At 72.0% G+C, this 24,689-nt stretch carries 19 protein-coding genes; 13 read left to right on the top strand and 6 right to left on the bottom strand.

Annotated elements, in window-relative coordinates; all coding sequences use genetic code 11:
* The first annotated feature begins 139 nt into the window (after nucleotides 1-139).
* The 7 genes from ftsY to Aau02nite_RS30735 all read left to right on the top strand — a co-directional run bounded on the left by ftsY (nucleotide 140) and on the right by Aau02nite_RS30735 (nucleotide 10,016).
* Nucleotides 140-1,291, top strand: a complete 1,152-nt coding sequence (gene ftsY / locus Aau02nite_RS30765) for a signal recognition particle-docking protein FtsY (protein ID WP_212992099.1) — start codon at nucleotides 140-142, stop codon at nucleotides 1,289-1,291.
* A 51-nt stretch (nucleotides 1,292-1,342) separates the two neighbouring features.
* A complete protein-coding gene (locus tag Aau02nite_RS30760) occupies nucleotides 1,343-2,143 on the top strand; it encodes a phosphotransferase (RefSeq protein ID WP_212992098.1) in 801 nt (266 codons plus the stop codon).
* Nucleotides 2,144-2,316: 173 nt separating this feature from the next.
* Complete coding sequence (locus Aau02nite_RS30755) at nucleotides 2,317-3,672, top strand: ammonium transporter (protein ID WP_212992097.1); 1,356 nt, start codon at nucleotides 2,317-2,319, stop codon at nucleotides 3,670-3,672.
* Between the two features lie 33 nt (nucleotides 3,673-3,705).
* Nucleotides 3,706-4,044 carry a P-II family nitrogen regulator gene (locus Aau02nite_RS30750; RefSeq protein ID WP_199752384.1) on the top strand — a complete coding sequence of 113 codons (339 nt, stop codon included), beginning with the start codon at nucleotides 3,706-3,708 and terminating at the stop codon, nucleotides 4,042-4,044.
* Nucleotides 4,045-4,094: 50 nt separating this feature from the next.
* On the top strand, nucleotides 4,095-6,323 hold the full coding sequence (locus Aau02nite_RS30745; RefSeq protein WP_246595580.1) for a [protein-PII] uridylyltransferase: 2,229 nt from the start codon (nucleotides 4,095-4,097) through the stop codon (nucleotides 6,321-6,323).
* 75 nt (nucleotides 6,324-6,398) lie between these two features.
* Nucleotides 6,399-8,900, top strand: a complete 2,502-nt coding sequence (locus Aau02nite_RS30740; RefSeq protein WP_212992095.1) for a glycosyltransferase — start codon at nucleotides 6,399-6,401, stop codon at nucleotides 8,898-8,900.
* Between the two features lie 78 nt (nucleotides 8,901-8,978).
* The gene (locus tag Aau02nite_RS30735) at nucleotides 8,979-10,016 is read left to right on the top strand and encodes a class I SAM-dependent methyltransferase (protein WP_212992094.1); all 1,038 of its coding nucleotides are present in this window, start codon (nucleotides 8,979-8,981) and stop codon (nucleotides 10,014-10,016) included.
* Between the two features lie 77 nt (nucleotides 10,017-10,093).
* Here Aau02nite_RS30735 and Aau02nite_RS30730 read toward each other — a convergent pair whose 3' ends face one another.
* From Aau02nite_RS30730 to Aau02nite_RS30715, 4 genes are all read right to left on the bottom strand, one after another.
* Nucleotides 10,094-10,579: a CAP domain-containing protein gene (locus tag Aau02nite_RS30730; protein WP_246595567.1), complete on the bottom strand. Its 486-nt coding sequence runs from the start codon at nucleotides 10,577-10,579 to the stop codon at nucleotides 10,094-10,096.
* A 184-nt stretch (nucleotides 10,580-10,763) separates the two neighbouring features.
* On the bottom strand, nucleotides 10,764-12,836 hold the full coding sequence (locus tag Aau02nite_RS30725) for an acyltransferase family protein (RefSeq protein WP_212992093.1): 2,073 nt from the start codon (nucleotides 12,834-12,836) through the stop codon (nucleotides 10,764-10,766).
* Between the two features lie 5 nt (nucleotides 12,837-12,841).
* Entirely contained in the window at nucleotides 12,842-14,104 is a 1,263-nt protein-coding gene (locus Aau02nite_RS30720) for a nucleotide sugar dehydrogenase (RefSeq protein ID WP_212992092.1), read from the bottom strand.
* 28 nt (nucleotides 14,105-14,132) lie between these two features.
* Nucleotides 14,133-15,974: a stealth family protein gene (locus Aau02nite_RS30715; RefSeq protein WP_212992091.1), complete on the bottom strand. Its 1,842-nt coding sequence runs from the start codon at nucleotides 15,972-15,974 to the stop codon at nucleotides 14,133-14,135.
* 279 nt (nucleotides 15,975-16,253) lie between these two features.
* Between Aau02nite_RS30715 and Aau02nite_RS30710 the strand changes: the two genes are divergently transcribed.
* The 4 genes from Aau02nite_RS30710 to Aau02nite_RS30695 all read left to right on the top strand — a co-directional run bounded on the left by Aau02nite_RS30710 (nucleotide 16,254) and on the right by Aau02nite_RS30695 (nucleotide 19,873).
* The gene (locus Aau02nite_RS30710) at nucleotides 16,254-16,493 is read left to right on the top strand and encodes a hypothetical protein (RefSeq protein WP_212992090.1); all 240 of its coding nucleotides are present in this window, start codon (nucleotides 16,254-16,256) and stop codon (nucleotides 16,491-16,493) included.
* A 64-nt stretch (nucleotides 16,494-16,557) separates the two neighbouring features.
* Complete coding sequence (gene ffh / locus Aau02nite_RS30705) at nucleotides 16,558-18,117, top strand: signal recognition particle protein (RefSeq protein ID WP_212992089.1); 1,560 nt, start codon at nucleotides 16,558-16,560, stop codon at nucleotides 18,115-18,117.
* 33 nt (nucleotides 18,118-18,150) lie between these two features.
* Nucleotides 18,151-18,771, top strand: coding sequence for a Uma2 family endonuclease (locus tag Aau02nite_RS30700; protein ID WP_246595566.1), 621 nt, complete (start codon nucleotides 18,151-18,153; stop codon nucleotides 18,769-18,771).
* Between the two features lie 25 nt (nucleotides 18,772-18,796).
* Nucleotides 18,797-19,873 carry an amidohydrolase family protein gene (locus tag Aau02nite_RS30695; RefSeq protein ID WP_212992088.1) on the top strand — a complete coding sequence of 359 codons (1,077 nt, stop codon included), beginning with the start codon at nucleotides 18,797-18,799 and terminating at the stop codon, nucleotides 19,871-19,873.
* On the opposite strand, the gene Aau02nite_RS30690 is transcribed toward Aau02nite_RS30695, so the two are convergent.
* A complete protein-coding gene (locus tag Aau02nite_RS30690; protein ID WP_212992087.1) occupies nucleotides 19,863-21,275 on the bottom strand; it encodes an outer membrane protein assembly factor BamB family protein in 1,413 nt (470 codons plus the stop codon). The two genes, Aau02nite_RS30695 and Aau02nite_RS30690, sit on opposite strands and share 11 nt — an antisense overlap.
* Nucleotides 21,265-21,795: a SigE family RNA polymerase sigma factor gene (locus Aau02nite_RS30685; RefSeq protein ID WP_212992086.1), complete on the bottom strand. Its 531-nt coding sequence runs from the start codon at nucleotides 21,793-21,795 to the stop codon at nucleotides 21,265-21,267. The genes Aau02nite_RS30690 and Aau02nite_RS30685 overlap by 11 nt, the downstream gene beginning before the upstream one ends.
* A gap of 76 nt (nucleotides 21,796-21,871) precedes the next feature.
* Between Aau02nite_RS30685 and proS the strand changes: the two genes are divergently transcribed.
* Nucleotides 21,872-23,278 (top strand): proline--tRNA ligase, encoded by a 1,407-nt coding sequence (proS, locus tag Aau02nite_RS30680; RefSeq protein ID WP_212992085.1) that lies wholly within the window; start codon nucleotides 21,872-21,874, stop codon nucleotides 23,276-23,278.
* 8 nt (nucleotides 23,279-23,286) lie between these two features.
* Nucleotides 23,287-23,940 carry a ribonuclease FAU-1 family protein gene (locus Aau02nite_RS30675; protein WP_212992084.1) on the top strand — a complete coding sequence of 218 codons (654 nt, stop codon included), beginning with the start codon at nucleotides 23,287-23,289 and terminating at the stop codon, nucleotides 23,938-23,940.
* The last annotated feature ends 749 nt before the right edge of the window (nucleotides 23,941-24,689 follow it).

Raw genomic sequence — 24,689 nt, 5'->3', positions numbered from 1 at the left:
GCGCGACATGCTGACCATCCTCCCCGAGTGGTCCGGACTTCCGCCAGCGTGCGTTCGGACAGCGGGAGGTCACCGGGCGTGGCGGGGGACACGGACGGGTGGCGCCACGGGCCCCGGGGACATCTGTCAGGATTTCGGAATGGAATACGTGGTCGCCTCCCTCATCCTGCTGGCGGTGCTGGTGGTCGGGGCCATCGGTCTGGTCGTGCCCCGGCGCCGCAGGCGCGAGTTGCCGCCGACCGGTGGCTCCGCCACCACCACGCTCGAGCGCCCGCCGACAGCACCGGTGGAGGAGCCGACGCTCCCGCCGCTGCCGGACGAGCTGCCGCCGCTGGTGCAGGCACCGACGATCGAGAAGCCGGAGCCGACCGCCGGCCGCCTGGTGCGGCTGCGGGCCCGGCTCAGCCGCTCGCAGAGCGTCTTCGGCAAGGGCCTGCTCAGTGTGCTCTCCCGCGACCACCTCGACGAGGACGCCTGGGAGGAGATCGAGGACAGCCTGATCTCCGCCGACGTCGGCGTCGAGGCCACCCAGGCGCTGGTCGAGCGGTTGCGCGAGCGGGTCCGGGTGCTGGGCACCCGGACCGTGGCCGAGGTCCGCCAGCAGCTCGCCGAGGAGCTCACCGCCGCCCTCGAGCCGGGCATGGACCGCAGCCTGCGCACCGCGCCGCACGACGGCCGGCCCGCGGTCGTGCTGGTGGTCGGGGTCAACGGCGCCGGCAAGACCACCACCTGCGGCAAGGTCGCCCGGGTGCTGATCGCCGACGGCCGTACGGTGCTGCTCGGCGCGGCCGACACCTTCCGCGCCGCGGCCGCCGAGCAGCTCGCCACCTGGGGTGAGCGGGTCGGCGCCGAGACGGTCCGCGGCCCCGAGGGCGGCGACCCGGCCAGCGTGGCGTTCGACGCGGTCAAGCGCGGCATCGACACCGGGATCGACACCGTGCTGATCGACACCGCCGGCCGGCTGCAGAACAAGGTCGGCCTGATGGACGAGCTGGGCAAGGTCAAGCGGGTCGTGGAGAAGCACGGGCCGGTCGACGAGACGCTGCTCATCCTGGACGCCACCACCGGTCAGAACGGCCTCGAGCAGGCCCGGGTCTTCACCGACGTGGTGGACGTCACGGGCGTCGTGCTCACCAAGCTGGACGGCACGGCCAAGGGCGGCATCGTCATCGCCGTGCAGAACAAGCTGGGAATTCCGGTCAAGCTGGTCGGTCTGGGCGAGGGCCCGGACGACCTGGCGCCGTTCGAACCCGCCGCCTTCGTCGAGGCCCTGCTTGGCACCGACGCGTAGTCTCGGGGGCGGCAGGCCCGTACCGCGGGGCACTTCTAGGGGAGGTCGTGGGTGACGCAGGAACGCGACCTTCGCGAGATCCCGCTCCACGGCGGCAACGTCAGCACGGTCTCGAAGGTGGGCGACACGGTCCGCCGGAACGCCGGGCCGTGGACCCCGGCCGTGCACTCGCTGCTGAACCACCTGCAACGGGTCGGCTTCACCGGGTCGCCGCACGCCCTGGGCATGGACGACCGCGGCCGCGAGGTCCTGTCGTACCTCGACGGCGAGTGCGGCGAGTACCCGCTGGCCCCGCACTGGACGACCGAGGAAGCGCTGGTCACGGTGGCCACGATGCTGCGCATGTTCCACGACGCGCAGTACGGCTTCCAGCCCCCGCCCGGCGCGGTCTGGCGCTCGTTCGGCCCGCCGCCGCCGGACACCGAGGTGATCTGCCACCACGACGCCGCCCCGCACAACGTGGTCTGGCGCCCGGACGGCACGCTGGCCCTGATCGACTTCGACCTGGCCTCGCCCGGCGCCCGGATCTACGACGTCGCGTACGCGGCCTGGACCTGGGTGCCGCTGTTCAGCGACCGGGACTCCTACACGCTGGGCTGGAAGAGGCCGAACAGGCCACGCCGGCTGCGGTTGTTCGCCGACGCGTACGGGCTGATCCCGCGGGACCGGCACCGCCTGGTCCGCACCATCCGCAAGCGGATCGTGGACCACGTGGAGGGCATCCGCCGGATGGCCGCCGCCGGTGACCCGGCCTTCGTGCGGATCGTGCACAAGGGCCACCTGCGCCGGCCGATGCGTGACCTCCGGCTGCTCGACTACGAGCGGCACACCCTGGAGTACGCCCTCCGCTGACCCGGGGCTGTGAGAGTTTCTTCACACGTACGAAACAAGCCGTCACTCGTCGGAAACCGCGCGTACACCATGCGCGAAACAGCGGGGCGAAAGGCTTCCGCCCGAACCGGCCAGCAGGGCGACGCTGCCTTCTGGACCGCGTGGGAGGACACCTTTATCCGAGAGGAGGCAGCGTGGAGATCAACACCGGCAATACCGCCTGGTTGCTCCTGTCGTCTGCGCTCGTTCTGCTTATGACTCCGGGCCTGGCGCTGTTCTACGGTGGCCTCAACCGGTCCAAAGGCGCCCTGAACATGATGATGATGAGCTTCTCGAGCATCGGGCTCATCTCCGTCCTGTGGGTCATCTACGGCTTCACCCTGGCTTTCGGCACCAACGACAGCGCGGGTGCCAACAACATCATCGGCAGCTTCAGCCAGTACTTCGGCACCGGCACCACCTGGATCGGCGAGGAGTGGATGGTCGCGGGCGCCGGCACCGGCATCCCGACCTACGCCTTCATGGTCTTCCAGATGATGTTCGCCGTCATCACCGTCGCGCTGATCAGCGGCGCGGTCTCGGACCGGCTCAAGTTCGGCGGCTGGGTGCTCTTCGCCCTCGGCTGGTTCACCCTGGTCTACGTCCCGGTCGCGCACTGGGTGTGGGGCGGCGGCTGGATCGGTGCGAAGCTCGGCGCGCTCGACTTCGCCGGTGGCACCGCGGTGCACATCAACGCCGGTGCCGCGGCGCTCGGCCTGATCCTGGTCCTCGGCAAGCGCATCGGCTGGCCCCGCGAGGTCATGAAGCCGCACAACGTGCCGTTCGTCGCGCTCGGCGCCGGCCTGCTCTGGTTCGGCTGGTTCGGCTTCAACGCCGGCTCGGAGCTGACCGTCGACAGCGTCACCGCGGTCGCGTTCGTCAACACCCAGGTCGCCACGGCGGCCGCCGTGCTCGGCTGGATCATCGTGGAGTGGCTCCGCGACGGTAAGCCGACGCTGGTCGGTGCCTCCTCCGGCGCGGTGGCCGGCCTGGTCGCCATCACTCCGGCCTGTGGCTTCATCGCCCCGCTGCCCGCGGTCGTGCTCGGCATCATCGCCGGTGCCGTCTGTGCCCTGGCGGTCGGCCTGAAGTACAAGCTCGGCTACGACGACTCGCTCGACGTGGTCGGGGTGCACTTCGTCGGTGGCTGGATCGGTTCGCTGGCCATCGGCTTCTTCGCCACCAGCCAGGTCAACGCCGTGGCCGCCCGCGAGAGCCTGTTCTACGGCGGTGGCGTCGACCAGCTGTGGCGTCAGTTCGTCGGCAGTGCGGTCGTGACGCTCTACTCCCTCGTGATCGCGGTCGTGCTCGCGCTCATCCTCAAGGCCGTCAAGCTCCTGCGGGTCGACAACGACACCGAGGTGTCCGGCATCGACGTCGGCGAGCACGCGGAGAGCGCGTACGACTTCTCGCCCACGACCGGTTCCGGCGGCGCGTTCGCGATGGCCGGGATCAACCCTGCGGCCGGCACTGAGGGGAAAGCTCCCGTCAGTGAAAAGGTCTCCGGTTAACTTTCACTGATGGCTGCGATGGAGGGACTGAGCATGAAGCTGGTGACCGCGGTCATCAAGCCGTACCAGCTCGACGCGGTGAAGGAGGCTCTGCACGCGCTCGGCGTGGCGGGTCTGACCGTGAGCGAGGTACAGGGGTACGGACGGCAGAAGGGCCACACCGAGGTGTACCGGGGTGCCGAGTACACGGTGGAGTTCCTGCCCAAGATCAAGGTTGAGGTGCTGACCGACGAGATCGACGTCGAGAAGGTCGTCGACGCGGTGGTCACCTCGGCCCGGACCGGCAAGATCGGCGACGGCAAGGTCTGGGTGACGTCCGTGGAGGACGTCGTCCGGGTCCGCACCGGCGAGCGCGGTCTCGACGCGCTCTGATTGCCTGACGAGTGAATTACGTGGTCAGCGAGCCGTCGGCGCCACCTCAGGTGCCGTCCGGCGGCTCGCTGGACACCCTTCGCGAGCACATCGGCACTGCCGCCCGGGCTGACCGGGCCGCGGCGCTCGACGCGTGGCTGGCCTCGATGTTCCCGGCCCACCTGCCCGGTGTCAGCCTCGTCGCCGTGGGCGGCCTGGGCCGGCGGGACTGCGCCCCCTACAGCGACCTCGACCTGGTCCTGCTGCACAACGGCACGGCCGGCATCGACCGGATCGCGTCGGCCCTCTGGTATCCCATCTGGGACGCGCGGCTGGGCCTGGACCACTCCGTGCGTACCCTGCCCGAGGCGCTCTCCGTCGCCCACGACGACGTCAAGGTCTCGCTCGGCCTGCTCGACGCCCGGCACGTCGCCGGTGACGCCGCCCTGTCCGCCGAGCTGATCGCCGCCACCTCGGACCAGTGGCGCCGCACCGCCGTACGGCTGCTGCCCCAGCTCCGAGAGCTCACGTCCAGCCGCTGGGCGACCCACGGCGAGCTGGCCTTCCTGCTCGAGGGTGATCTCAAGGAGGCCGCCGGCGGCCTGCGCGACCTCACCATCCTGCGCGGCATCGGCCGGGCCGGCGTCGCCGACACGATGCGCCCCGCGGTCCGCGCCGCCAACCTGCGGCTGCTCGACACCCGCGACGCCCTGCACCTCGCCGTCGGCCGCCGGGTGGACCGGCTGGTCGCCCAGGAACGGGCCGCGGTCGCCGAACTGCTGGCGGTCGACGACGGCGACGCCCTACTGCGCCGCGTGGCCGGCGACGCCCGGACCATCGCACACGCCCTGGACGACGCCTGGCGGGCCGCCGACCGGCTGCGCACCGGACGCCGCCGCGGTGCCCCGGCCGGTGCTCCCACGCGCCGCCCGGTGGCCCGGGACGTGGTCGAGCAGGACGGTGAGCTGGTGCTCGCCCGTACCGCCATCGGCCCGGTGCCCGATCCCAGCCTGTCGCTGCGCGTGGCCGCCGCGGCCGCGACCGTGCAGCTGCCCATCGCCCGGGCCACCTGCGAATGGCTCGCCTCCTTCAGCCCGCCGCTGCCGACGCCGTGGCCGCCCGCGGCCCGCGCCGCCCTGGTCTCGCTGCTCGGCTCCGGCCAGGGACTGCTGCCGACCTGGGAGGCCTGCGACCGGTACGGCCTGATCGACGCGTGGCTGCCGGAGTGGGCCCGGATGCGCAGCCTCCCGCAGCACCACCCGATCCACCGCTTCACCCTGGACCGGCACCTCGTCCAGGCGGCCTACGAGGCCAGCGCCTACACCCGCGAGGTGGACCGCCCCGACCTGCTGCTGATCGGCGCCTTCCTGCACGACGTCGGCAAGGGCCTGCCCGGCGACCACAGCGTCGTGGGCGCCCCGATCGCCGCCGAGATCGCCACCCGGATCGGCCTGTCCCCGGCGGAGGTCGCCACGGTGGAGAAGCTGGTCCGGCTGCACCTGCTGCTGCCCGACGCCGCCACCCGCCGTGACCTCAGCGACCCGGTCACCATCACCACCGTGGCCGAGGCGGTCGGCGACCCGGCCACCCTGGACCTGCTGCACGCCCTGGCCCGGGCCGACTCGCACGCCACCGGGCCGGCCGCGTGGTCGGACTGGAAGGGCCGGCTGATCGCCGAGCTGGTCCGCCGGGTGCACACCGCGCTGGACACCGGGGCGCTGCCCGAGCCGCCCGAGCCCGACGCGGAACTGCTCTCGGGTGAACTGCCCGCCGTACACCTGGACGGGGACGTGGTCGCGGTGGCCGCGGCCGACCGCCGGGGCCTGCTCGGCTCGGTGGCCGCGTGCCTGGCCATGCACCGCCTCGACGTGATCGCGGCCGACGCCAGCACGGTGGACGGCCGGGCCATCGTCGAGTTCCGCACCCAGCCGCGCTACGGCTCCCCGGCCGACCCGGTGGCGCTCGCCGCCGACCTGCGCCGGGTCGCGGCCGGGGACGTGTCGGTGACCCAGCGGCTGCGGGCCCGGGCGATGTCGGCCCGCGGCGGCGCGGCCCCCCGGGTGGTCTGGCACCGCGCGGCGGCCACCGACGCGGTGGTGCTCGAACTGCGCGCGGCGGACTCCGCGGGCCTGCTCTTCCGGGTGGCGAGCGCGCTCGACGAGGCCGGCGCCGAGGTGCGCGCGGCCCGCATCTCCACCCTGGGCGGCGACGTGGTGGACGCGTTCTACCTGGTCGGCGCCTGGGCCGAGGCGGCCGAACGCGACCGCGTCGAAGCAGCGGTCCTCGCCGCCGCGGTCTGAGGCCGTCACCTCGATCGGGTTGCCGGCGTTGCGCCTAGCGACATCCAGGGCGTACGTGAAGAGGTCTGTTGCCGCATGGGGGAGACACCCGGTCTGCTCGACGACTACCTGAGGGTCGCCCGCTACCACGTCCGGATGGCCATCCCGCCGACCGCCGTCCGGATCCGTTCGCTGGGCGCCCGGCAGCTGCTCGCCCGTTCGGGGCTCGGTGACTCCGGCGCCTCCTACGCCGACCTGCTCACCGCGGCCCGCGCCGGGGACACCCGCTGGCTCAAGCAGCGCCGGCGCGCGGTCAAGCCGGCCGTCCTCGCCGGGCTGGCCCAGACCCTGGCCCAGCAGGACATGCTGCCGGAGGACCGGACCGACGCCCTGGCCGTATACGACCTGATCCGCACCGCGCTCGGCGCCGACGCGCTGCCCGCCGCCCACCAGGGCCTGCACGTCCAGCTGGCCCTGGCCTGGCAGGGCGCGACCCGGGCGCGGCCGTTGCTCGCGGCGTACCGGCGGATCACCGACAGCGTGCGGGGCGATCTGGAGCTGGACCTGGCCAATCCGTTCGCCGGCACCGGTCCGGTGATCGGCTGGCTGACCGCGTTCCGCAAGCTGTTGCCCGAGCCGCCGCTGGCCCTGGAGCACAAGGCCGGGGTGCCGCCGTTCGACCGGCTGACCGTCGCCACCGCCGTCGCCGGCATCGACGAGCCGCAGCGGATCTCGGTCATCGTCACCGCGTTCCACCCCGACGAGGGACTGATCACGGCGGTGCGCTCGATCCTGGACCAGTCGTGGCGCAACGTCGAGGTGATCATCGTCGACGACGCGTCGCCGCCGGAGTTCGACGCCGTGCTGGCCCGGGCGGTCGCGCTCGGCGGGCGGATCCGGCTGGTCAAGCAGCCGGTGAACCGTGGCACCTACGCGGCCCGCAACGCCGGCCTGGACGCCGCCGAGGGTGAGTTCGTGGCGTTCCAGGACTCCGACGACTGGTCCCACCCGCGGCGGCTGGAGCTGCAGGTCAGGCCGATGCTGGAGGACCGCCGGCTGGTCGCCACCACCTCCGACGGCCTGGGCGTCTCCGAGGAGCTGCTGGTCACCCGGCCCGGGGTGCGCCGCAGCCGGTTCAACCCGTCCTCGCTGCTGTTCCGCCGCGGCCAGGTGATGGACCGGCTGGGCTACTTCGATCCGGTGCGCAAGGCCGCCGACTCCGAGTACATCGGCCGGATGGTGGCGGTCTTCGGCGAGGCCGCCGTGCGGCACCTGGACTCGCGGCCGCTGGCGCTGATCCGGCTGGCGCTGGGCTCGCTGTCGCGCGCGGAGATCCGGCCGTACTGGATGCATCCGGCGCGGACGGCGTACATGTCGGCGTACCAGCGCTGGCACTCGCGGATCGCCGCCCGGGCCGCCGATCCGCTGCGCCCGCGCGACGGCAGCCGCCGGCCCTTCGCCGCCCCGGACCATCTGCGGCTGGCCCGCGGTGAGGCGCCCGAGCGGCCCGAGTACGACGTCGTGATGGTCGCCGACTGGCGTTTCCTGCAGGGCGCGCAGCAGTCGGGGCTGCAGGAGATCCGGGCGCTGATCGCGCGCGGCCTGCGCGTCGCCGTGATGCAGCTCGAATCGCTGCGCCCGCCGGCCCGGCGCCGGTGGCCGCTCTGCGGGGCGTTGCAGCAGCTCGTCAACGACGGTCGGGTGGACCAGGTGCTGCCCGGCGACGAGAACCGTGCCGAGCTGATCGTCGTACGGCACGCCTCCGTGCTGCAGTTCCCGCCGGACGACGCGTGTCTGCTGCGCGGCCGGCAGGTGCTGATCGTGGCCGACGAGGCTCCGGGACGGCTGGCGGACGTCGACCGCCGGTACGTGCCGGCCGACTGCTCCCGGGCCGCGCTGCGGATGTTCGGCAGCGAGCCGCTCTGGTGCCCGCAGGACCCGCAGGTGCGGGCCGTGCTGCGCAGTGGGACCGTCGAGCTGACGCCGTACGACCTGCCGGCTGTGGTGGACGGGGAGCGCTGGTCGGCCGCCCGGGACTGTGCCGGCAAGTGGCCGGCCGTGGTCGGCACCGACCTCAGTGACGAGGCGGTCTGGCCCGGGGACGTGCGGGCCGCGCTGACCGTCTACGACGAGGTCGGCGAGTGGGACGTGCGGTTGCGGCTGCCGGACTGGCCGCGTACCGGATATCACCCCGGCGGCCCGCGGTCCCGGCTGGTCTACGACGCCGGTGATCTGGACCTGCGGACCTTCGTCCACCAGCTCGACTTCTACCTGCATTTCCCGAGCCCGGACCGGATCGAGACGTTCTCCCGGCCGGCCCTGGAGGCGGCCGCCCTGGGCTGCGTCGTGGTGATGCCCGAGCGGCACGCGGCGGTGTTCGGCGACGCCGCCGTCTACTGCGGACCGGGCGAGGCCGAGGCGACGATCCAGCGGTACCACGCGGACCGCGAGCTCTACGCCGAGCAGAGCCGCCGGGCCCGGGCCGTCGTCGCCAAGGCCCACGACCCGCAACTCTTCGTCGACCGCATCGCGGGAATCGTCACCGCGCCGCACCCGGTCGCCCCGGCCCAACGCGGCGCGTTGATCGCCCGGGCGTAACGGCGGTGTCGCCGCGGGCGTTAGGCGATCGTGTTGACCCGCGCCGGGCCCGGCGCGCATGACTCTGGAGGTCCTTCGATGAGCAGCCTGGCCCGGTTCGGCGGTCGGCTGGCGGTGCGGCTGCGCAGCCTGACACGCCCCCAGGCAGTGGTCCTCATGGTGATCCTGGCGCTCTGCGCCGGGGTCTGGTGGTCGGCCGGGGCGGGCAACCAGGGCCTCGCGCTGTCGCTGGTGGCCGGGCTGCTGCTGGCCGTCCTGCTCGGGATCCTGCACCTGTCCCGCTGGATCGGCGGGGTCCACCGCGCCAACCAGAACGCGCACCGGGAACTGCGCACGGTCGTGGAGCAGCTGCAGCGGCGCGTCGTGGCGACGGTGGAGAAGGAACGGCTCACCGCCGGCGACCGGCACCAGGAGCTGACCCGGACCGTCACCCGCGGGCTGCGGCAGAGCGGGCACGGCACGGACCTGCTGCTGCGCGCCCAGAGCCGGGAGATCGAGGCGCTGGTGCAGCTCTTCCAGCAGTTCACGCCGCGGGCGCCGATGCCGTCCTCGGGGGACTTCGCGCTGAACCCGACCGACCTGCTGGAGCTGCTGCACCTGGTCCGGCTGCGCCGGCCCCGGCTGGTGGTCGAGCTGGGCAGCGGCACCTCGTCGGTGTGGCTGGCGTACGCCCTGCAGGAGTACGGCGGCAAGCTCGTCTCCCTCGACCACGACGCCGACTACGCCCGGCAGACCCGGACGATGCTCGCCGCCCACGACCTCAACGCCGTCGCCGAGGTCCGCGACGCCCCGCTGCGCGAGCTCACGGTCAACGGCAAGACCTACCAGTGGTACGACGCCGGGAAGCTGACCGACCTGACCGGCATCGACCTGTTGCTGGTCGACGGCCCGCCCGCGGCCACCGGCCCGGACGCGCGGTACCCGGCGCTGTCGGTGCTGGCCGAGCGGCTCGCCGCCACGGCCACCGTGGTGCTGGACGACGCCAACCGCGAGGACGAGCGGGACGCCGTACGCCGGTGGACCGAGGAAGTGCCGGGGCTGACCGAGGAGCGGGTGCTGCTCGGACGGCATGCGGTGCTGGCGTACTCGCGTACCGGGGCGCCCGTCACCGTCTGAGAAAGGGGACCGGCCGGCATGCGGGGGCATGCCGGCCGGTCTTTCGGGGGGTGGGTGGAGCCTGGGCGGCGCCGCGGTCAGCGGCTGCCGAAGTCCTGGGTGTAGTACGGCGTGCCGTTGGCGGAGTACACGACGCCGACGGCGAACGTCCTGGCACCACAGTCGAGCAGGTTGCGGCGGTGGCCCGGGCTCTTCATCCACGCCTTGACGACCTCGGCCGCGCTGCGGTAGCCCCACGCGATGTTCTCGCTGCGCGCGGCGGTGTAGCCGGCCGCCTTGGCCCGGGCGACGAACGTGGAGCTGGCCGACCCGGTGTGGCTGAACTTGCCGGTCGTGGCCATGTACTTGCTGTGGCCGCGGGCCGCCCAGAGCAGCTCCGCGTTGACCCGCAGGCCCTTGCAGCCGGCCTTGACCCGCTCCTGGTTCGACAGGCTGACGACCTGCGTCTGCAGCGTGGTGAAGGAGACAGCGGCCTCGGCCGGGGCGGCCACCGCGATCATGCCGATCAGTGTGGCGGGGATCATCGCGAGGGTGGCGAGGCGACGGACCAGGGTCTTCTGCACGGGTCAACCTTTCGAGGAACACCGCCTGGACGTCTTGTTCGCCAGGTACGCCATTCCCTTCGGAAGACCCGAGGGGTGCGCTGATGCCTCTTCAGGTGCCTTGGTGTGAGTGCTCAGTTGCCGCGGAGTTGCGTGCCGTACCGGGGTTGCGGCCGCGGGCCCGGCCGGTTGCGGAACGGGAGCTTCATCGGCGCAATGCCTCCGCGAGCAGCGGTACGAGCAACCGGCTGTACGCCGTGGTGATGTGGTGCTGGTCCTTGTAGACCAGCAGGTTGCCCACGATGACCGGACACGTCGTCGCGGTGCAGAACCACGGCAGCGGGTCGATGACCGTCGCGCCCTCGGCCCGGGCCACTCCGGCGATCAGCGCCCGGCGCTTGCGGAACTGGACCGCGTCGGCCCGGCTGCGGGCGCACGCCGCGGGATCGTCCAGATGCGCCGACAGACAGTCGGGCACGTTGCGGGCCTGCCACGGGGTGTCGTTGACGTAGTACACCTCGGTGCCCGGTCCCTTGACCGCGTCGAGCGAGCGGCGCCACGCGGCCGACCAGGCGTCGTCCAGCGAGCCGGTCACGTCCAGCAGCGGGGCGTTCGGCAGCGTCGAGGCCATGATGACCTTCGCCGGGCGCAGCGAGCGGATGTGGCGCCAGGCGGACCGGCGCCATTGGACGCATTCGGTGAAGCGGCGCTTGAGGGCGTCCTCGTAGATCACCACGTCCGCGGCCGAGCAGGCGCTCTTGGTGACCACGACGAGCTTCCAGTGCCGCTGCCGGGCGATCGCCTCCAGCGCGGGGAACCAGTGACCGGCGTGCGAGTCGCCGAACAGCACGACGGTGGTGTCCGAGGTCAGATCGCCGTAGGCGCACGGGGTCTTCACCTCGGGGTCGGCGAACGCCGGGGAGCACTTGTCCGCGTACAGCCGGGGTTTGTCCTTGGCCGCCGCGGCCAGCGCGGGGGTCAGGTTCGCCGGCACGGCCGGCATCCCGGCGGCCAGGGCGAGGTTCTGCTGCAGCTTGGCCACGCCGGTCAGGGCCGGTGCCCGGTAGCCGGTGCCGCCGGTGCCGCCGACCAGGACGGTGATCAGGACACACAGACCGGCGGCGAGCACCGAGACGGCCGCGCCCGCGGTCAGCCCCCGCCAGGGCCGGTCCCGCAGCGCGACGAGGTGCCGGACCGGGTTCTCCACCAGCGCGTACGTCAGCGCGGCGAGCATCAGGGCGCCCAGGGCCACCAGCACGTTCTCCCACGTGGTGAGCTGGCGGCCGAGCGCGAACGGGGCGATGAGCAGCACCGGCCAGTGCCACAGGTACCAGGAGTACGACAGCCGGCCGATGCCCTGCAGCACCGGCACTCCGAGCAGACCGGCCGGGCGCGCGCAGCCGCCGGCGATGACCGCCGCGGTGCCGAGCACGGGCAGCAGGGCGGCGTACCCGGGGAACGGCGTCGCGGCGGTGTAGCTCAGCGCCGACACCACCACGGCCGCGAGTCCACTGCCGATCAGCAGTTTCGCGGGCAGCGGGGGAAGCCGCCGCAACCGGTCGGCACCGATCGCGAGCAGCGCACCGGCGCCCAGCTCCCAGGCCCGGGTGTGCGCCCCGAAGTACGCCCACCCGGCGTTGTGCCGGGTCTGCCAGATCGAGACCGCCAGCGAGCCGGCGGTCAGCACCGCCAGCACCGTGGTCAGGCCCCGGCCACCGCGGCGCACGACGAGGAGCAGCAGCAGCGGCCAGACGAGGTAGAACTGCTCCTCCACGGCGAGCGACCAGAAGTGCTGCAGTGGCGAGGGTGCCGACTCCGCGCTCAGGTAATCGGTGCCGATGGCGGCCAGCCGCCAGTTCATCGCGTAGATCGAGGTGTGCAGCGCGTCGGAGACGATCTCGGACAACCGCAACGGCGGCAGCCACAGCGCCGAGGCGGCCACCGTCGCGACCATCACCACGGTCGAGGCGGGCAGCAGCCGCAGGGCCCGCCGGGCGTAGAACCGCGGGATCGAGATCCGGCCGGTCCGCTGCGCCTCGCGCAGCAGCAGCCCGGTGATCAGGAAGCCGGAGATGACGAAGAAGACGTCGACGCCGACGTAGCCGCCGCCGATGAAGGGCAGACCGCAGTGGTACGCGACCACGAGCAGTACCGCGACCGCCCGCAGCCCCTCGATGTCCCGCCGGAAGCGCGCCGGTTCCGGCACCGGCGCGACGCCCGGTCCCGCGCCGGTGGGCCGGTGCCGCCGGGGCGCGGGTGTGACCGGTGCGGTGCTCATCTCGGTCACAGTCGGTGCGCCTCCGCGCCGTGGGTCACGCCCCGGGTGTCGAAGAACCGCTTGGCGATCCCGGCCAGGTGGTCGGCGTCGTACTCGCGGTGGTGCTGCACCAGGATCACCAGGTCGGCGGCCGCGGCCGCACCCTCCAGATCGTCGGTGCGGGGCACCTCGACGTCGCCGGCGTGCCACCGCAGCACGTGCGGGTCGTGGTAGCTGAGCTTGGCGCCGAGCGCGGCGAGCTGTCGGGCCAGCGGGGTGGCGGGCGACTCGCGCTGGTCGGCGATGTTGGCCTTGTACGTGACCCCGAGCAGCAGCACCCGCGCCCCGTGCACGGCCTGCCCGTCGGCGTTGAGCAGGTTCTGCGCCCGCCGCGCCACGTACGCCGGCATCGTCGCGTTGATCTCCTGGGCCAGCTCCACGAACCGGAACGGGTACCCGAGCTTGCTGCGCACGTTGTGGCTCAGATAGTTCGGGTCGATCGGGATGCAGTGCCCGCCGACGCCCGGCCCGGGATAGAACGCCTGGAAGCCGAACGGCTTGGTCGACGCGGCGTGGATCACGTCCCACAGGTCGATGTCCAGCTCGTGGCAGAACCGCGCCATCTCGTTGACCAGCGCGATGTTGACGTGCCGGTACGTGTTCTCCAGCAGCTTGGCCGTCTCGGCCTCCCGGGTGCCGCGGGTGCGTACCACCGTGTCGATGAACCGCCCGTAGAACTGCGCCACCCGCTCGGTGCAGCCGGCGGTGTAACCGCCGACCACCTTCGGGGTGTTGCGCGGGCCGAACTGCTCGTTGCCCGGGTCGATCCGCTCGGGCGAGAACGCCAGGTGGAAGTCGCGCCCGGCGACCAGGCCGGAGAGCCGTTCCAGCAGCGGGCGGACCACGTCGTCGGTGGTGCCCGGGTAGGTCGTCGACTCGAGCACGACCAGCATGCCCGGACGCAGGTTGCGCCCGATGGCTTCGGTGGCGCCGGTGACCGCCCGCAGGTCGGGTCCGTCGCCGTCGGACAGCGGCGTCGGCACGCAGATCACCGCGACGTCCGCGGCGGCGATCAGGCTCTCGTCCACGGTGGTCCGGAAACCGCCGGCGAGCATCTCGGCCACGTCGGCGTCGGACAGGTCGTCGACGTGCGAGCGGCCCGCGCCGAGCGCATCGACCACGGCCGCGTTGACGTCGAAGCCGAGCACGGACAGGCCGGCCCGGATGGCCTGCTGGGCCAGCGGCAGGCCGACGTAGCCGAGGCCGAGAATGACGGCGTCGTAACTCACGGGATGCAACTCCTTGGTCGGGCGCCGGTCAGGCGACGGGCGTGTTGGTGGAGGTCTGTTCTCCGGTGCCGCGGTCGTGCTGCGCGGGCAGCGCGCCCGTGGCCGCCACGGCGGCGCGGCCGACCTGGCGGCCCGGCAGGGCGGGCGGGGCCGGCGGTGCGGTGGTGGCGGCCCGCGGCGAGTTCAGCTCGTACGGCGAGACGAACGGCAGGTACGCGGGCAGGAAGTCGGCCAGCATCGCCTCCTGGTCGGCTGCCACGGCCGGGTCGGAGTCGATGTCGTTGAGGCAGAACGCGTCGAGGTTGCGGTGCCGCAGCAGCTCGGCGAGCTTGAACGGGGTCACCGGCGCGGCCAGGTCGGTGTAGCGGAACCGGATCGTGCCCGGCACCGCCCGCCCGGTGAGGTAGGCGTAGTACTGCTGCAGCGACGACAGCAGGGAGATGTCGTCGGGGTGCCGGAACTGGTGGTCGGCGGTGGCCTCGACGTACTCGGCGAAGCGTTCCTCGATCTCGGCGATGACGCTGCGCCGCGACGGGTGCGGGGTGTGCTTCATCTTGCGGGTCAGCACGCGGCCGAAGGCGGCCCGGATCAGCTCCCGGTTGTTCTTGCCGGCCGAGTCCGCCGGCGGGTCGGTCGGGCTGCGCGGGGCCGCGTCGACCAGTGCGGTGGACGGGAAGAAGCGGGTCAGCCCGCCGGGCGTGAAGAACAGCTCGGGCCCGACCGGCCGGCCGATGAAGACGTCGTCGTTGAGGTAGAGGAAGTGTTCGCTCAGTCCGGGGATGCGGTGCAGCCGGGACTCGATGGCCTGCGAGTTGAACGTCGGCAGGGTGCCGGTCTCGCCGAAGATCTCCTTGTGGCTGACCACCGTGATCCGCGGATGCGTGGTGTCCAGCCAGGCCGGCACCTGGTCGTCGGTGACCAGGAAGATGTGCCGGATCCAGGGGGCGAAGCAGTGCAGCGCGCGCAGCGAGTAGCGCAGCTCGTCGCGGGAGGCGTACCGGGAGTCGTTGTTGGCCAGCTTGCTGGCCCCGTGCAGCCAGGTGTTGTCGGCCAGCGCGGCGGCCTTGCGCGCCTGCCAGGCCGGGTCGCCGCCGTCGACCCAGGTGAAGACGGCGTCGATCGGGAAGCTGATCCGGTCCAGGCTGGGCGTCGTGAAGATCTCCCGGGTCCGGTAGCGGACGGGATCGTCGGGCGCGCTGAACGCGCCGAACGCGGGCTCGCCGGCCCTGACCACCGGCTCTCCGGCGGGGATCACGTCGGCGATCGGGTTCGCCCGCGGCCCGCTGAGGATGCCGTCCTGCTGGCGCCAGAACTCGATGTCGCAGCCCACGTCGAGACCGAGCAGCATGCTGCCGCCGGGATCGGTCACCGGCCAGCAGACCCGCAGGATCTCCGCGGTGCGCCGGGCCCGGCGCCCCTTGTGCCCGCTCGGGCGCACGACCTGGAGAACCCCGGCGTCGGTCCCGGTGAGCTCCTCCAGGAGGCGGACCACCAGGGCCCGGTGCTGCACCGGTACGGCCACCGCGGTCTGCAGCAGCGCGCGGGTGGGCACCCGGAACCAGTCGACGCCGGCGGCCTCCAGGGCGGCGATGACGCGGTCGAGGTTCTGCCGCCGTACCCCGGCCGGGCTGGCCGCCGGGTCCCGGCGGGCGGTGACCCAGCCCCGGCCGGCCCGGACCCGCATCGTCGGGGCGTCCGTCGCGGTCCGCATGAGCGGCAGCCGCGGCGGCGCGGACAGGTGCACGATCCGGCGGGCCATCCCGAGCCGCTGCTCCGGCGCGACGTGCGGCAGAACCCGGCGCTGGACCGTGCTCAGGATGCGCACCCGGACTCCCCAGGGCGCCAGTCGCAGGATCCGCCGCAGGGGCACGCCGTAGTCCTTCCGCCGGATGTTCGTCGGGGCCGATCGATCAGCCGCCCGGTTCCTCGTGCCTCAACGGCGTGATTCATCAGAAGGTTGCGGTCGATGTCGGCTTTTCGGACATCTGTACTATGTCGGGGTTGGGCCCATTTACTTGCGGTATACGCGATTTACGCAGGTGGCGGGGCCGAACGCCGCCCGGCCACCCCTACGGGTCCGCCCCGATGCGCCCGCTTGCGTGGGCGAGGCATGGTGGACCACGGGTGGGTATCTCTTCGGGAGGCTGACATGGGCAAGGCAATCGCGTACCTGGTGGCAACGATCGCCGGCGTCGTCGTGGTGGGCTGGATCGCGGTCCAGCTGCTGCAGGTGCTGGTCGGTGCGCTGGCCTACCTGATCGTCGGCGCGATCGTGGTCGGCGGCGGCGTCTACCTGTACGGCCGGGCGAAGCGCTCGCTGGCCCCGGGCACCCGCAACCAGCGGCGGATCGAGGCGGCGGCGAAGACGTACCGGATGCGCAACCGGTGAGCGTGCGACCGGGCGGCTAGGCTTGCGGTCATCTCCTCACCTCTGACCAACGGGAAGTTGCGCCGTGTTTGACACCTTGAGCGACCGCCTCTCCGGGATCTTCACCAAGCTCCGCGGCAAGGGCAAGCTCACCGACGCCGACATCGACGCCACCGCGCGCGAGATCCGTCTCGCGCTGCTCGAGGCGGACGTCGCGCTGCCGGTGGTCAAGTCGTTCATCGCCAATCTGAAGGAGCGGGCCCGCGGCGCCGAGGTGTCGCAGGCGCTCAACCCGGCCCAGCAGATCATCAAGATCGTCCACGAGGAGCTCATCACCGTCCTCGGCGGCGAGGGCCGGCGGCTGCAGTTCGCCAAGCAGCCGCCCACGGTGATCATGCTGGCCGGTCTGCAGGGCTCCGGTAAGACCACGCTGGCCGGCAAGCTGTCGCGCTGGCTCAAGGGCCAGAACCACCAGGTCCTCCTGGTCGCCTGTGACCTGCAGCGCCCCAACGCGGTCAACCAGCTCCAGGTCCTCGGTGGCCGCGCGGGCGTGGACGTGTACGCCCCCGAGCCCGGCAACGGCGTCGGCAACCCGGTCCAGGTGGCCAAGGACTCGATCGAGCACGCGCGGCGGACGGCGAAGGACATCGTCATCGTCGACACCGCCGGCCGCCTCGGCATCGACACCGAGATGATGCAGCAGGCCCGCGACATCCGCGACGCCGTCGACCCGGACGAGGTCATCTTCGTCATCGACGCGATGGTCGGCCAGGACGCGGTCACCACGGCCGAGGCGTTCCGCGACGGCGTGGGCATCACCGGCGTGGTCCTCTCCAAGCTCGACGGCGACGCCCGCGGCGGTGCGGCGCTGTCGGTGCGGCACGTCACGGGCGAGCCGATCCTGTTCGCCTCCACGGGCGAGAAGCTCGAGGACTTCGACGTCTTCCACCCCGACCGGATGGCCAGCCGCATCCTCGGCATGGGCGACGTGCTGACCCTCATCGAGCAGGCCGAGCAGGCCTTCGACGAGGATCAGAAAGAGAAGATGACCTCCAAGCTGCTCGGTGGCGAGCAGTTCACCCTGGAGGACTTCCTCGACCAGCTCATCGCCGTGCGCCGGATGGGCCCGATCGCCAACGTGCTGGCCATGATGCCCGGCATGGGGCAGATGAAGGACCAGATCGCCGAGCTCGACGACAGCCACTTCGACCGGGTCACGGCGATCATCCGCTCGATGACCCCGGGCGAGCGCACCAACCCGAAGATCATCAACGGCTCCCGCCGCGCCCGCATCGCCAACGGCTCCGGCGTGACGGTGATGGACGTCAACCAGCTGCTCAACCGCTTCACCGACGCGCAGAAGATGATGAAGCAGATGGGCGGCATGATGGGCCTGCCCGGCGGCAACCGGCGCAAGGCGACCAAGAGCCCGAAGAACAAGCGCAAGGGCACCAAGGGCGGCAACCGGCCGCGCGTGGGCGGCGGGATGCCGGGTGGCTTCCCGGGCGGAATGCCGCAGCTGCCGCCGGGCCTGGACCCGAACGCGCTGGGCGGGGCACAGGGCCTGCCCCCGGGTTTCAAGCTCCCGAAGATCGACTTCAACAAGCTCAACAACCCCAAAAAGCCCGGCGACGACAAGCGCTGATATTGACGCACGACAACTAGGCATGGAGCTAGTATGGTCATCGGTGATCCCCTTGAGGAGGAGCCGATGACTGCTGCTGTGCACCTGTCGGACAAGCGAGACTGGACCGTCGACGACGTGGCAAGCCTTCCCGAGGATCTTCACTATGAGTTGATCAACGGAAGGCTTGCTTTGACCCCGGCACCCATGCCGATTCATTCATTCATCGCTCGCATGACTGCAAATGCGCTGGACGTCAACTGCCCTGACGGCCTGATGCCCGGCGAGGACTCGTCGGTTCTGATCGACAGCCGCAACGAACCGCGTCCCGACGTGCTGGTGATGCGCGAGACCGGTGCGAATCGCAGCCCGGTCCTGGCCGCGGACGTGGTCCTGGTGGTGGAGGTTGTGTCGCCGTCATCGGCGGTCAGTGATCGCCACGAGAAGGCTCAGCTGTATGCCTATGCAGGCATCCCGGCCTACTGGATCATCGATCCGCTGGCTGAGCGCATCACGTTGACCGAGCTCCTCCTCGGTGCAGGCGGCTCCTACCAGCAACGACTGCAGACCGACGGCTTGCTCACCATCGCACGTCCCTGGGAAGTCACGCTTGACTTGCCGGGTTGGACCCGACGCCGTGACCGGATCCGCGAGGTCACCCCTCCGGACAAGTGAGGTGTTGATCGGGTAGGACTTACGCATGGCGTTGCATGTGCGTGGGGTTCTGCTGCCCGATGACGAGATCCGCGATCTCTGGCTGGTGGGGGACCGCATCACCCTCGAGCCCGTCGCCGGCGCCGAGACCATCAGTGACGGTGGCTACGTCGTTCCCGGGCTGGTCGACGCGCACTGTCACCTCGGCATCCAGTACGGCGCCAAGCCCATCGAGAGCCTCGACCAGGCCCGCGAGCTCGCCCACACCGACCGTGACGCCGGTGTGCTGGCCCTGCGGGACGCCGGTTCGCCGTACCCCTATCCCGAGCTCGACGACGAGCCCGGCATCCCGCGGCTGGTCCGCGCCGGCCGGCACGTCGCCCCCACCCGGCGTTATCTGCGCGACATCGGCATCGAGGTCGACGCGGCCGACGTGGTCGCGACCGTCACCGCCCAGGCCGAGGCCGGCACCGGCTGGGTGAAGCTGGTCGGCGACTGGATCGACCGGTCCGTCGGCGACCTCGCCCCCTCGTGGGATCCCGCCACCATGGCCGCCGCCGTCGAGGCCGCCCACGCCGCCGGCGCCCGGGCCGCCGTGCACACGTTCTCCGAGGAGGGCGTGGCCCAGATGGTCCGGGCCGGCGTCGACTCGGTCGAGCACGGCACCGGCCTGTCGCTGGAGCTGATCGACGAGATGGCCCGCCGCGGCACCGCCCTGGTCCCCACGATGATCAACATTCGGACCTTCGGCGGCATCGCCGACCAGGCCCGGGCCAAGTTCCCCGGGTACGCCGACCACATGCTGGCCCTGCGCGACGGCTTCCCCGAGGTGGTGGCGTCCGCGCACGAGGCCGGCGTGCCGATCTACGTGGGCACCGACGCGGGCGGCAGCATCCGGCACGGTCTCGCCGCCGAGGAGATGCTGTTGCTGCACGAGGCCGGCATCCCCGCCGCCGACGTGCTGGCCGCCGCCTCCTGGCGGGCCCGGGCCTGGCTCGGCTTTCCCGGCCTGGTCGAGGGCGGCCTCGCCGACCTGGTGGTCTACGAGGCCGACCCGCGCCGGGACCTGCGGGTGGTCCGCGCCCCGAGCCGGATCGTGCTGCGCGGCGCGGTCATCCGCTGAGGTCCCAGATCCGCAGGCTGGTGCCGACCGGGCAGGCCAGCCGGTCCGGCGTCCAGGCGCACGCGTCGGACGCCGGTGGCACCTCACCCAGCACGGTCACCTTCCCGTCCGGCAGCGTGACCTTGCCGGCCGGACCGGGCACGAAGCTCGGCAGCAACAGCAGCGTGTCCGTGTCGAGCCAGGTCACCGAGCCGGCCGGCGTCGAGAAGACCCGCTCGCCGTCCCGGTCGTAGACCACCCGCTCGCCCTCGGCCCCGCCGACCAGCGTGTAGCCGTGCACGGTGGCGACCGAGGTGCCGTTCTTCGCCCCGGGCACCTGCCACAGCTGCCGGCCGGTCGCCCCCTGGAGCACCGAGACCGTACCGGTGCCGTCCCGGTCCTGGTCGCTCACGCAGACCCGCAGCTCACCGCACATCTGCACCATGTCGACCTGATGCCCGGGACCCCGGGTGAACACCACCTCGGAACCGCCCCCATCGGTACGCAGGTCCGTCGCCCGCACCCGGAAGCCGTTCTGCTCGCAACATTCGTGCTCGTCGTTGTAGAGCCACCCGTCGTACGCGAGATAGGTGCGGGGATCGGTGTCCGGCGGGGCGGCGGTGACCGTACGCCGCAGCTCGCCGGTCGTGATGTCCCGCACCTGGACCTGGCCCGCCCGGGTGACCTGCACCAGCCGGTCGTCGGTGAAGAAGAACGGCCGGCCCAGCAGCAGGTCCTCGTTGCGGTCGAGATAGGTGCCCAGCGTGTACACCGGCCGGTCGGCCTGGGCCGGCAGCTGCCAGCGCCGTGTCCCGCTCGCCCAGTCGAACGCCTCCGTGCGGCCGTTCGCCGAGGCCCGGACCAGCACAGACTGGTGCTGGACGACCTCGTCCCCGTCCTCGATGGGCAATGCCCACCGCTGCCGGCCGTCGGCCGGGTCGTAGATGTGCATCGTGTTGCCGGATCCGTGGCGCAGGGTGACCACCAGCGCCCGCGGCAACACGTCGACGGCGAGGAGCTCATCGGTGCGGCTGCCCAGCGGCCGGGCCGGCCAGGCGACCGCGCCGGTACGCAGCTCCACGGCGGTCATGCTGATCTGGCCGTTGAGGGTCTGCCAGGCCGTGTAGAGCCGGCCGTCGGTGCCCGCCACGGTGGCGGCCCGCGCCTTGTCACCGAACTCGATCGGTGCGCCCACCGCGGGCAGCGCGCGCTTCGACGTCACCGGCGCGGACTGCCGATCGTGCCGCACTATGACGGCGCCCGCGCCGGCGGCGATCAGAGCGACCGCGGCCGCCGCCGCGACCATCGCCCGGGTCCGGGTGCGCTGCCGTCCCCGGTGCCGGGCCTGCTCCGCCGGCGCCAGCGGGATGGCGTCGGCGTGCCGGCCCAGCGAGGTGAACAGGTCGTCGAGGTCAATGGGCATGGCCGGCTCCTTTCCGGGTTCCCGCGGCCGGCGCCGGGTCGGCGGCGGCCTCCAGCGTGCCGAGCGTGGCGGCCAGACCGGCCCGGCCCCGCGCCAGCCAGGACTTCACCGTGCCGGTCGAGGCCCCGGTCTCGGCGGCGATCTCGCCCACGGACCGGTCGAGCAGGTAGTACAGGGTCAGCGCCCGGCGATGGGCCGGCGGCAGCGTCCGCATCGCCCGGACCAGCAGGACCGTGTCCTCCGACGGCGGTGCCGCGGGTGCGGGCGGCGGATCGGCCGCGGCCCGGGACCGGCGTACGCCCAGCCGCCGCCACCGGTCCGCGGAGAGCCGGTTGACGACCAGGCGCAACCACGCCTCCGGCTCCTCGTAACCGGACAACCGCCGCCACCGCTGCCACGCCCGGGCGTACGCCTCCTGCACCAGGTCCTGTGCCTCGGCCGGGTCCCCGGTGAGCCCGTACGCGTACCGGACGAGCCTGCGGGACGTGTCCCGGTAGAAATCGTCGAAGTCGTCGGTCATCTCCACCGCCCCTCGCAGATGGACACGGGACGGCCGCCCGGTCGGTTGCGCACGGGTCTCGCTAGGATGCTGCCTCATGGCTCGCGTGCTCACTCCCCGTGCGGAGGACTTCCCCCGCTGGTACCAGGACCTCATCGCCAAGGCGCAACTCGCCGACAACGGCCCGGTGCGCGGGACGATGGTGATCCGGCCGGCCGGCTACGCCATCTGGGAGCACATGCAGGCCGACATGGACCGGCGGATCAAGGAAGCGGGCGTGCAGAACGCGTACTTCCCGCTGTTCATCCCGGAGAGCTACCTGCGCCGCGAGGCCAACCACGTCGAGGGCTTCTCGCCCGAACTGGCCGTGGTCACCCACGCCGGCGGCAAGGAGCTCGCCGAGCCGCTGGTCGTCCGGCCGACCAGCGAGACCGTCATCGGCGAGTTCATGGCCAAGTGGGTCGACTCCTACCGGGACCTGCCGCTGCTGCTCAACCAGTGGGCCAACGTCGTGCGCTGGGAGCTGCGCCCGCGCACGTTCCTGCGCACCACCGAGTTCCTCTGGCAGGAGGGCCACACCGCGCACGCCACCGAGCAGGACGCCCGGGAGCACGCGCGGGAGATCCACAAGAACGTGTACGAGGACTTCATGGTCTCGATGCTGGCCATCCCGGTCGTACCCGGTCGCAAGACCAAGGGCGAGCGGTTCGCCGGCGCGACCAACACGATGACCGTCGAGGCCATGATGGGCGACATGAAGGCCCTGCAGATGGGCACGTCGCACGAGCTGGGGCAGAACTTCGCCAAGGCGTTCGACATCACGTACTCGTCCGCGGCCGGCAAGGTCGAGCACGCCTGGACCACGTCCTGGGGCACCTCCACCCGGATGATGGGCGGACTGATCATGGTGCACGGCGACGACAACGGCCTGCGCCTGCCGCCGCGGATCGCACCGATCCAGGCCCAGGTCATGGTGGTCAAGGCCGGCGAGGGCGTGCTGGAGGCCGCGGGCCGGCTGACCGACGAGCTCAAGGCGGCCGGCGTGCGGGTCAAGCTGGACGGCCGGGCCGACATCCCGTTCGGCCGCCGGGCCGTCGACGCCGAGCTGCAGGGCATTCCGGTACGCATCGAGGTCGGCCCGCGCGACCTGGCCGCCGGCAACGCCGTGGTGGCCCGCCGCATCGACGGCAGCAAGACGCCGGTGGCGCTGGGCGAGGTGGCCGCGACCGTGGCCGCCGCCCTGGAGACCGACCAGCAGCGCATGTACGACGACGCGCTGGCGTTCCGCGAGACGAACACGGTCGACGTCAAGACGCTGGGCGACGCGATCGAAGCGGCCCAGACCGGCTGGGCGCGGGTGCCGTGGTCGGTCGTCGGCACCGAGGGCGAGGCCGAGGCGAACGGCAAGGCGGTGACCGTGCGCTGCCTGTTCCGCGAGGACGGCTCGATGCCGGACAGCGACGACGAGCCGGACCTGGTCGCGATCCTGGCCCGGTCGTACTGAGCGTGCCCGTGCGTTACGCGCCGGGCCGCGAGGTCCTCTACCGCAACATCGACGGGCCGCGGCTGGCGTCCGTACGCCCGTGCCGGGTGGTCTCCGACGACGACCGCGGGCTGCTGCTCTGGCTGGCCCGCGGCTCGGCGGTGGTGATCGAGGTGGCCGAGGACGGCCGCGGCATCCGCGACATGCCGTTCAGCGAATGGACCGGCCTGCGCACCCGGCTCGCCGCCGACACCTGGCAGGGCCCGGGCCTGCTCAAGTTCATCCCGCCGGACGCGGACCACTCGGTCTGGCTCTTCCGCGACGACCAGGGCGCCTTCACGGGTTGGTACGTCAACCTGGAAGAAAGAGCAATTCGCTGGGACGACGGCGGGGTGGCGGGCGTCGACGTGATCGACCAGGACCTGGACCTGGTGGTGGCCCCGGACCGCACGTGGAAGTGGAAGGACGAGGACGAGTTCACCGAGCGCCTCGCCTTCCCGGACCACTACTGGGTCCACGACGCGGCAGCGGTCCGAGCCGAAGGACTCCGCGTGATCAAAACGATCGAGGCGGGCGATTTCCCCTTCGACGGCACCTGGACCTCCTACGACCCGGACCCGTCCTGGCCCGTCCCCACCTCCCTGCCCCCCGGCTGGGACCGGCCCGCTGCTCCCCGGGTCTGAAGTACTGGTGGTTGCATGGTGGGGCTTGGGGGCGGGGATGACCCACGCGGACCGTCAGGCTTGATATCCGCGTGGGTCATCCCCGCCCCCAAGCCCGTGCACCTCACCCACACCTGCCACCCCGCCACCCTCCCGAACCCCGAATCCACGGATTCGCGATCCCCGGACCGACCCGAACCCGAAAGTCCGCGGACTCGCTGGTGAGCGCTGACACAGCAACGCGAGCAAGCCCCGAGCACCACTCAAGCCACACCACTGCTCACCAACCCGTCGGTGCCACTTGCCGGCTGGGCTGTCGTCGTAGTTGACGTCGCTGTGCGCCGCAACGGTGAAGCCGCTTCAAACCAGCACCTCGACCTTCCCTCGCAGCTCCCACGGTGAGACAGACGGCGCAGTGAGTGCGATAGCACTCGAACTGGTCTACTGCGCGGCCTCGTCTGTTCGGCGACGGGCCGGCGCTTGTGCGCGGGACTCAGCCGTTGCCCCCACCATGCAACCAGCGCAAACCAGAGGGAACAAAGCACGAACCCGGCAATCGGCGGGAGCGACGGTCAGAACCATGCAACCAGGCACGACATCCAAGAACGAGATGCCGAGAGCCAAGGATGCAGGCCCGATTGGGACGAGCCCGGGCTCTCTGGCAGAATGGACGGGTCCGGCGTGCGTGAGGTGCCCTCTAACTCCTCCACGCACCGCCAGTCCTCGAGGCATCGGTCCCATATCCCCACGTGGGTTCCGTTCTCTCACCC

This window comes from Actinoplanes auranticolor, assembly GCF_018332655.1.
Classification (GTDB): Bacteria; Actinomycetota; Actinomycetes; order Mycobacteriales; family Micromonosporaceae; genus Actinoplanes; species Actinoplanes auranticolor.
The sequence above is the reverse complement of the archived record's forward strand: the minus strand, read 5'-3'. Positions and strand labels throughout refer to the sequence as shown.

Bases quoted from the DNA above. Each gene is read 5' to 3' on its own strand.
- ftsY (WP_212992099.1), top strand. From the start codon at position 140: ATGGAATACGTGGTCGCCTCCCTCATCCTGCTGGCGGTGCTGGTGGTC.
- Aau02nite_RS30750 (WP_199752384.1), top strand. From the start codon at position 3,706: ATGAAGCTGGTGACCGCGGTCATCAAGCCGTACCAGCTCGACGCGGTG.
- Aau02nite_RS30740 (WP_212992095.1), top strand. From the start codon at position 6,399: ATGGGGGAGACACCCGGTCTGCTCGACGACTACCTGAGGGTCGCCCGC.
- Aau02nite_RS30735 (WP_212992094.1), top strand. From the start codon at position 8,979: ATGAGCAGCCTGGCCCGGTTCGGCGGTCGGCTGGCGGTGCGGCTGCGC.
- Aau02nite_RS30725 (WP_212992093.1), bottom strand. From the start codon at position 12,836: ATGAGCACCGCACCGGTCACACCCGCGCCCCGGCGGCACCGGCCCACC.
- Aau02nite_RS30710 (WP_212992090.1), top strand. From the start codon at position 16,254: ATGGGCAAGGCAATCGCGTACCTGGTGGCAACGATCGCCGGCGTCGTC.
- Aau02nite_RS30700 (WP_246595566.1), top strand. From the start codon at position 18,151: ATGGTCATCGGTGATCCCCTTGAGGAGGAGCCGATGACTGCTGCTGTG.
- Aau02nite_RS30695 (WP_212992088.1), top strand. From the start codon at position 18,797: ATGGCGTTGCATGTGCGTGGGGTTCTGCTGCCCGATGACGAGATCCGC.
- Aau02nite_RS30690 (WP_212992087.1), bottom strand. From the start codon at position 21,275: ATGCCCATTGACCTCGACGACCTGTTCACCTCGCTGGGCCGGCACGCC.
- Aau02nite_RS30685 (WP_212992086.1), bottom strand. From the start codon at position 21,795: ATGACCGACGACTTCGACGATTTCTACCGGGACACGTCCCGCAGGCTC.
- proS (WP_212992085.1), top strand. From the start codon at position 21,872: ATGGCTCGCGTGCTCACTCCCCGTGCGGAGGACTTCCCCCGCTGGTAC.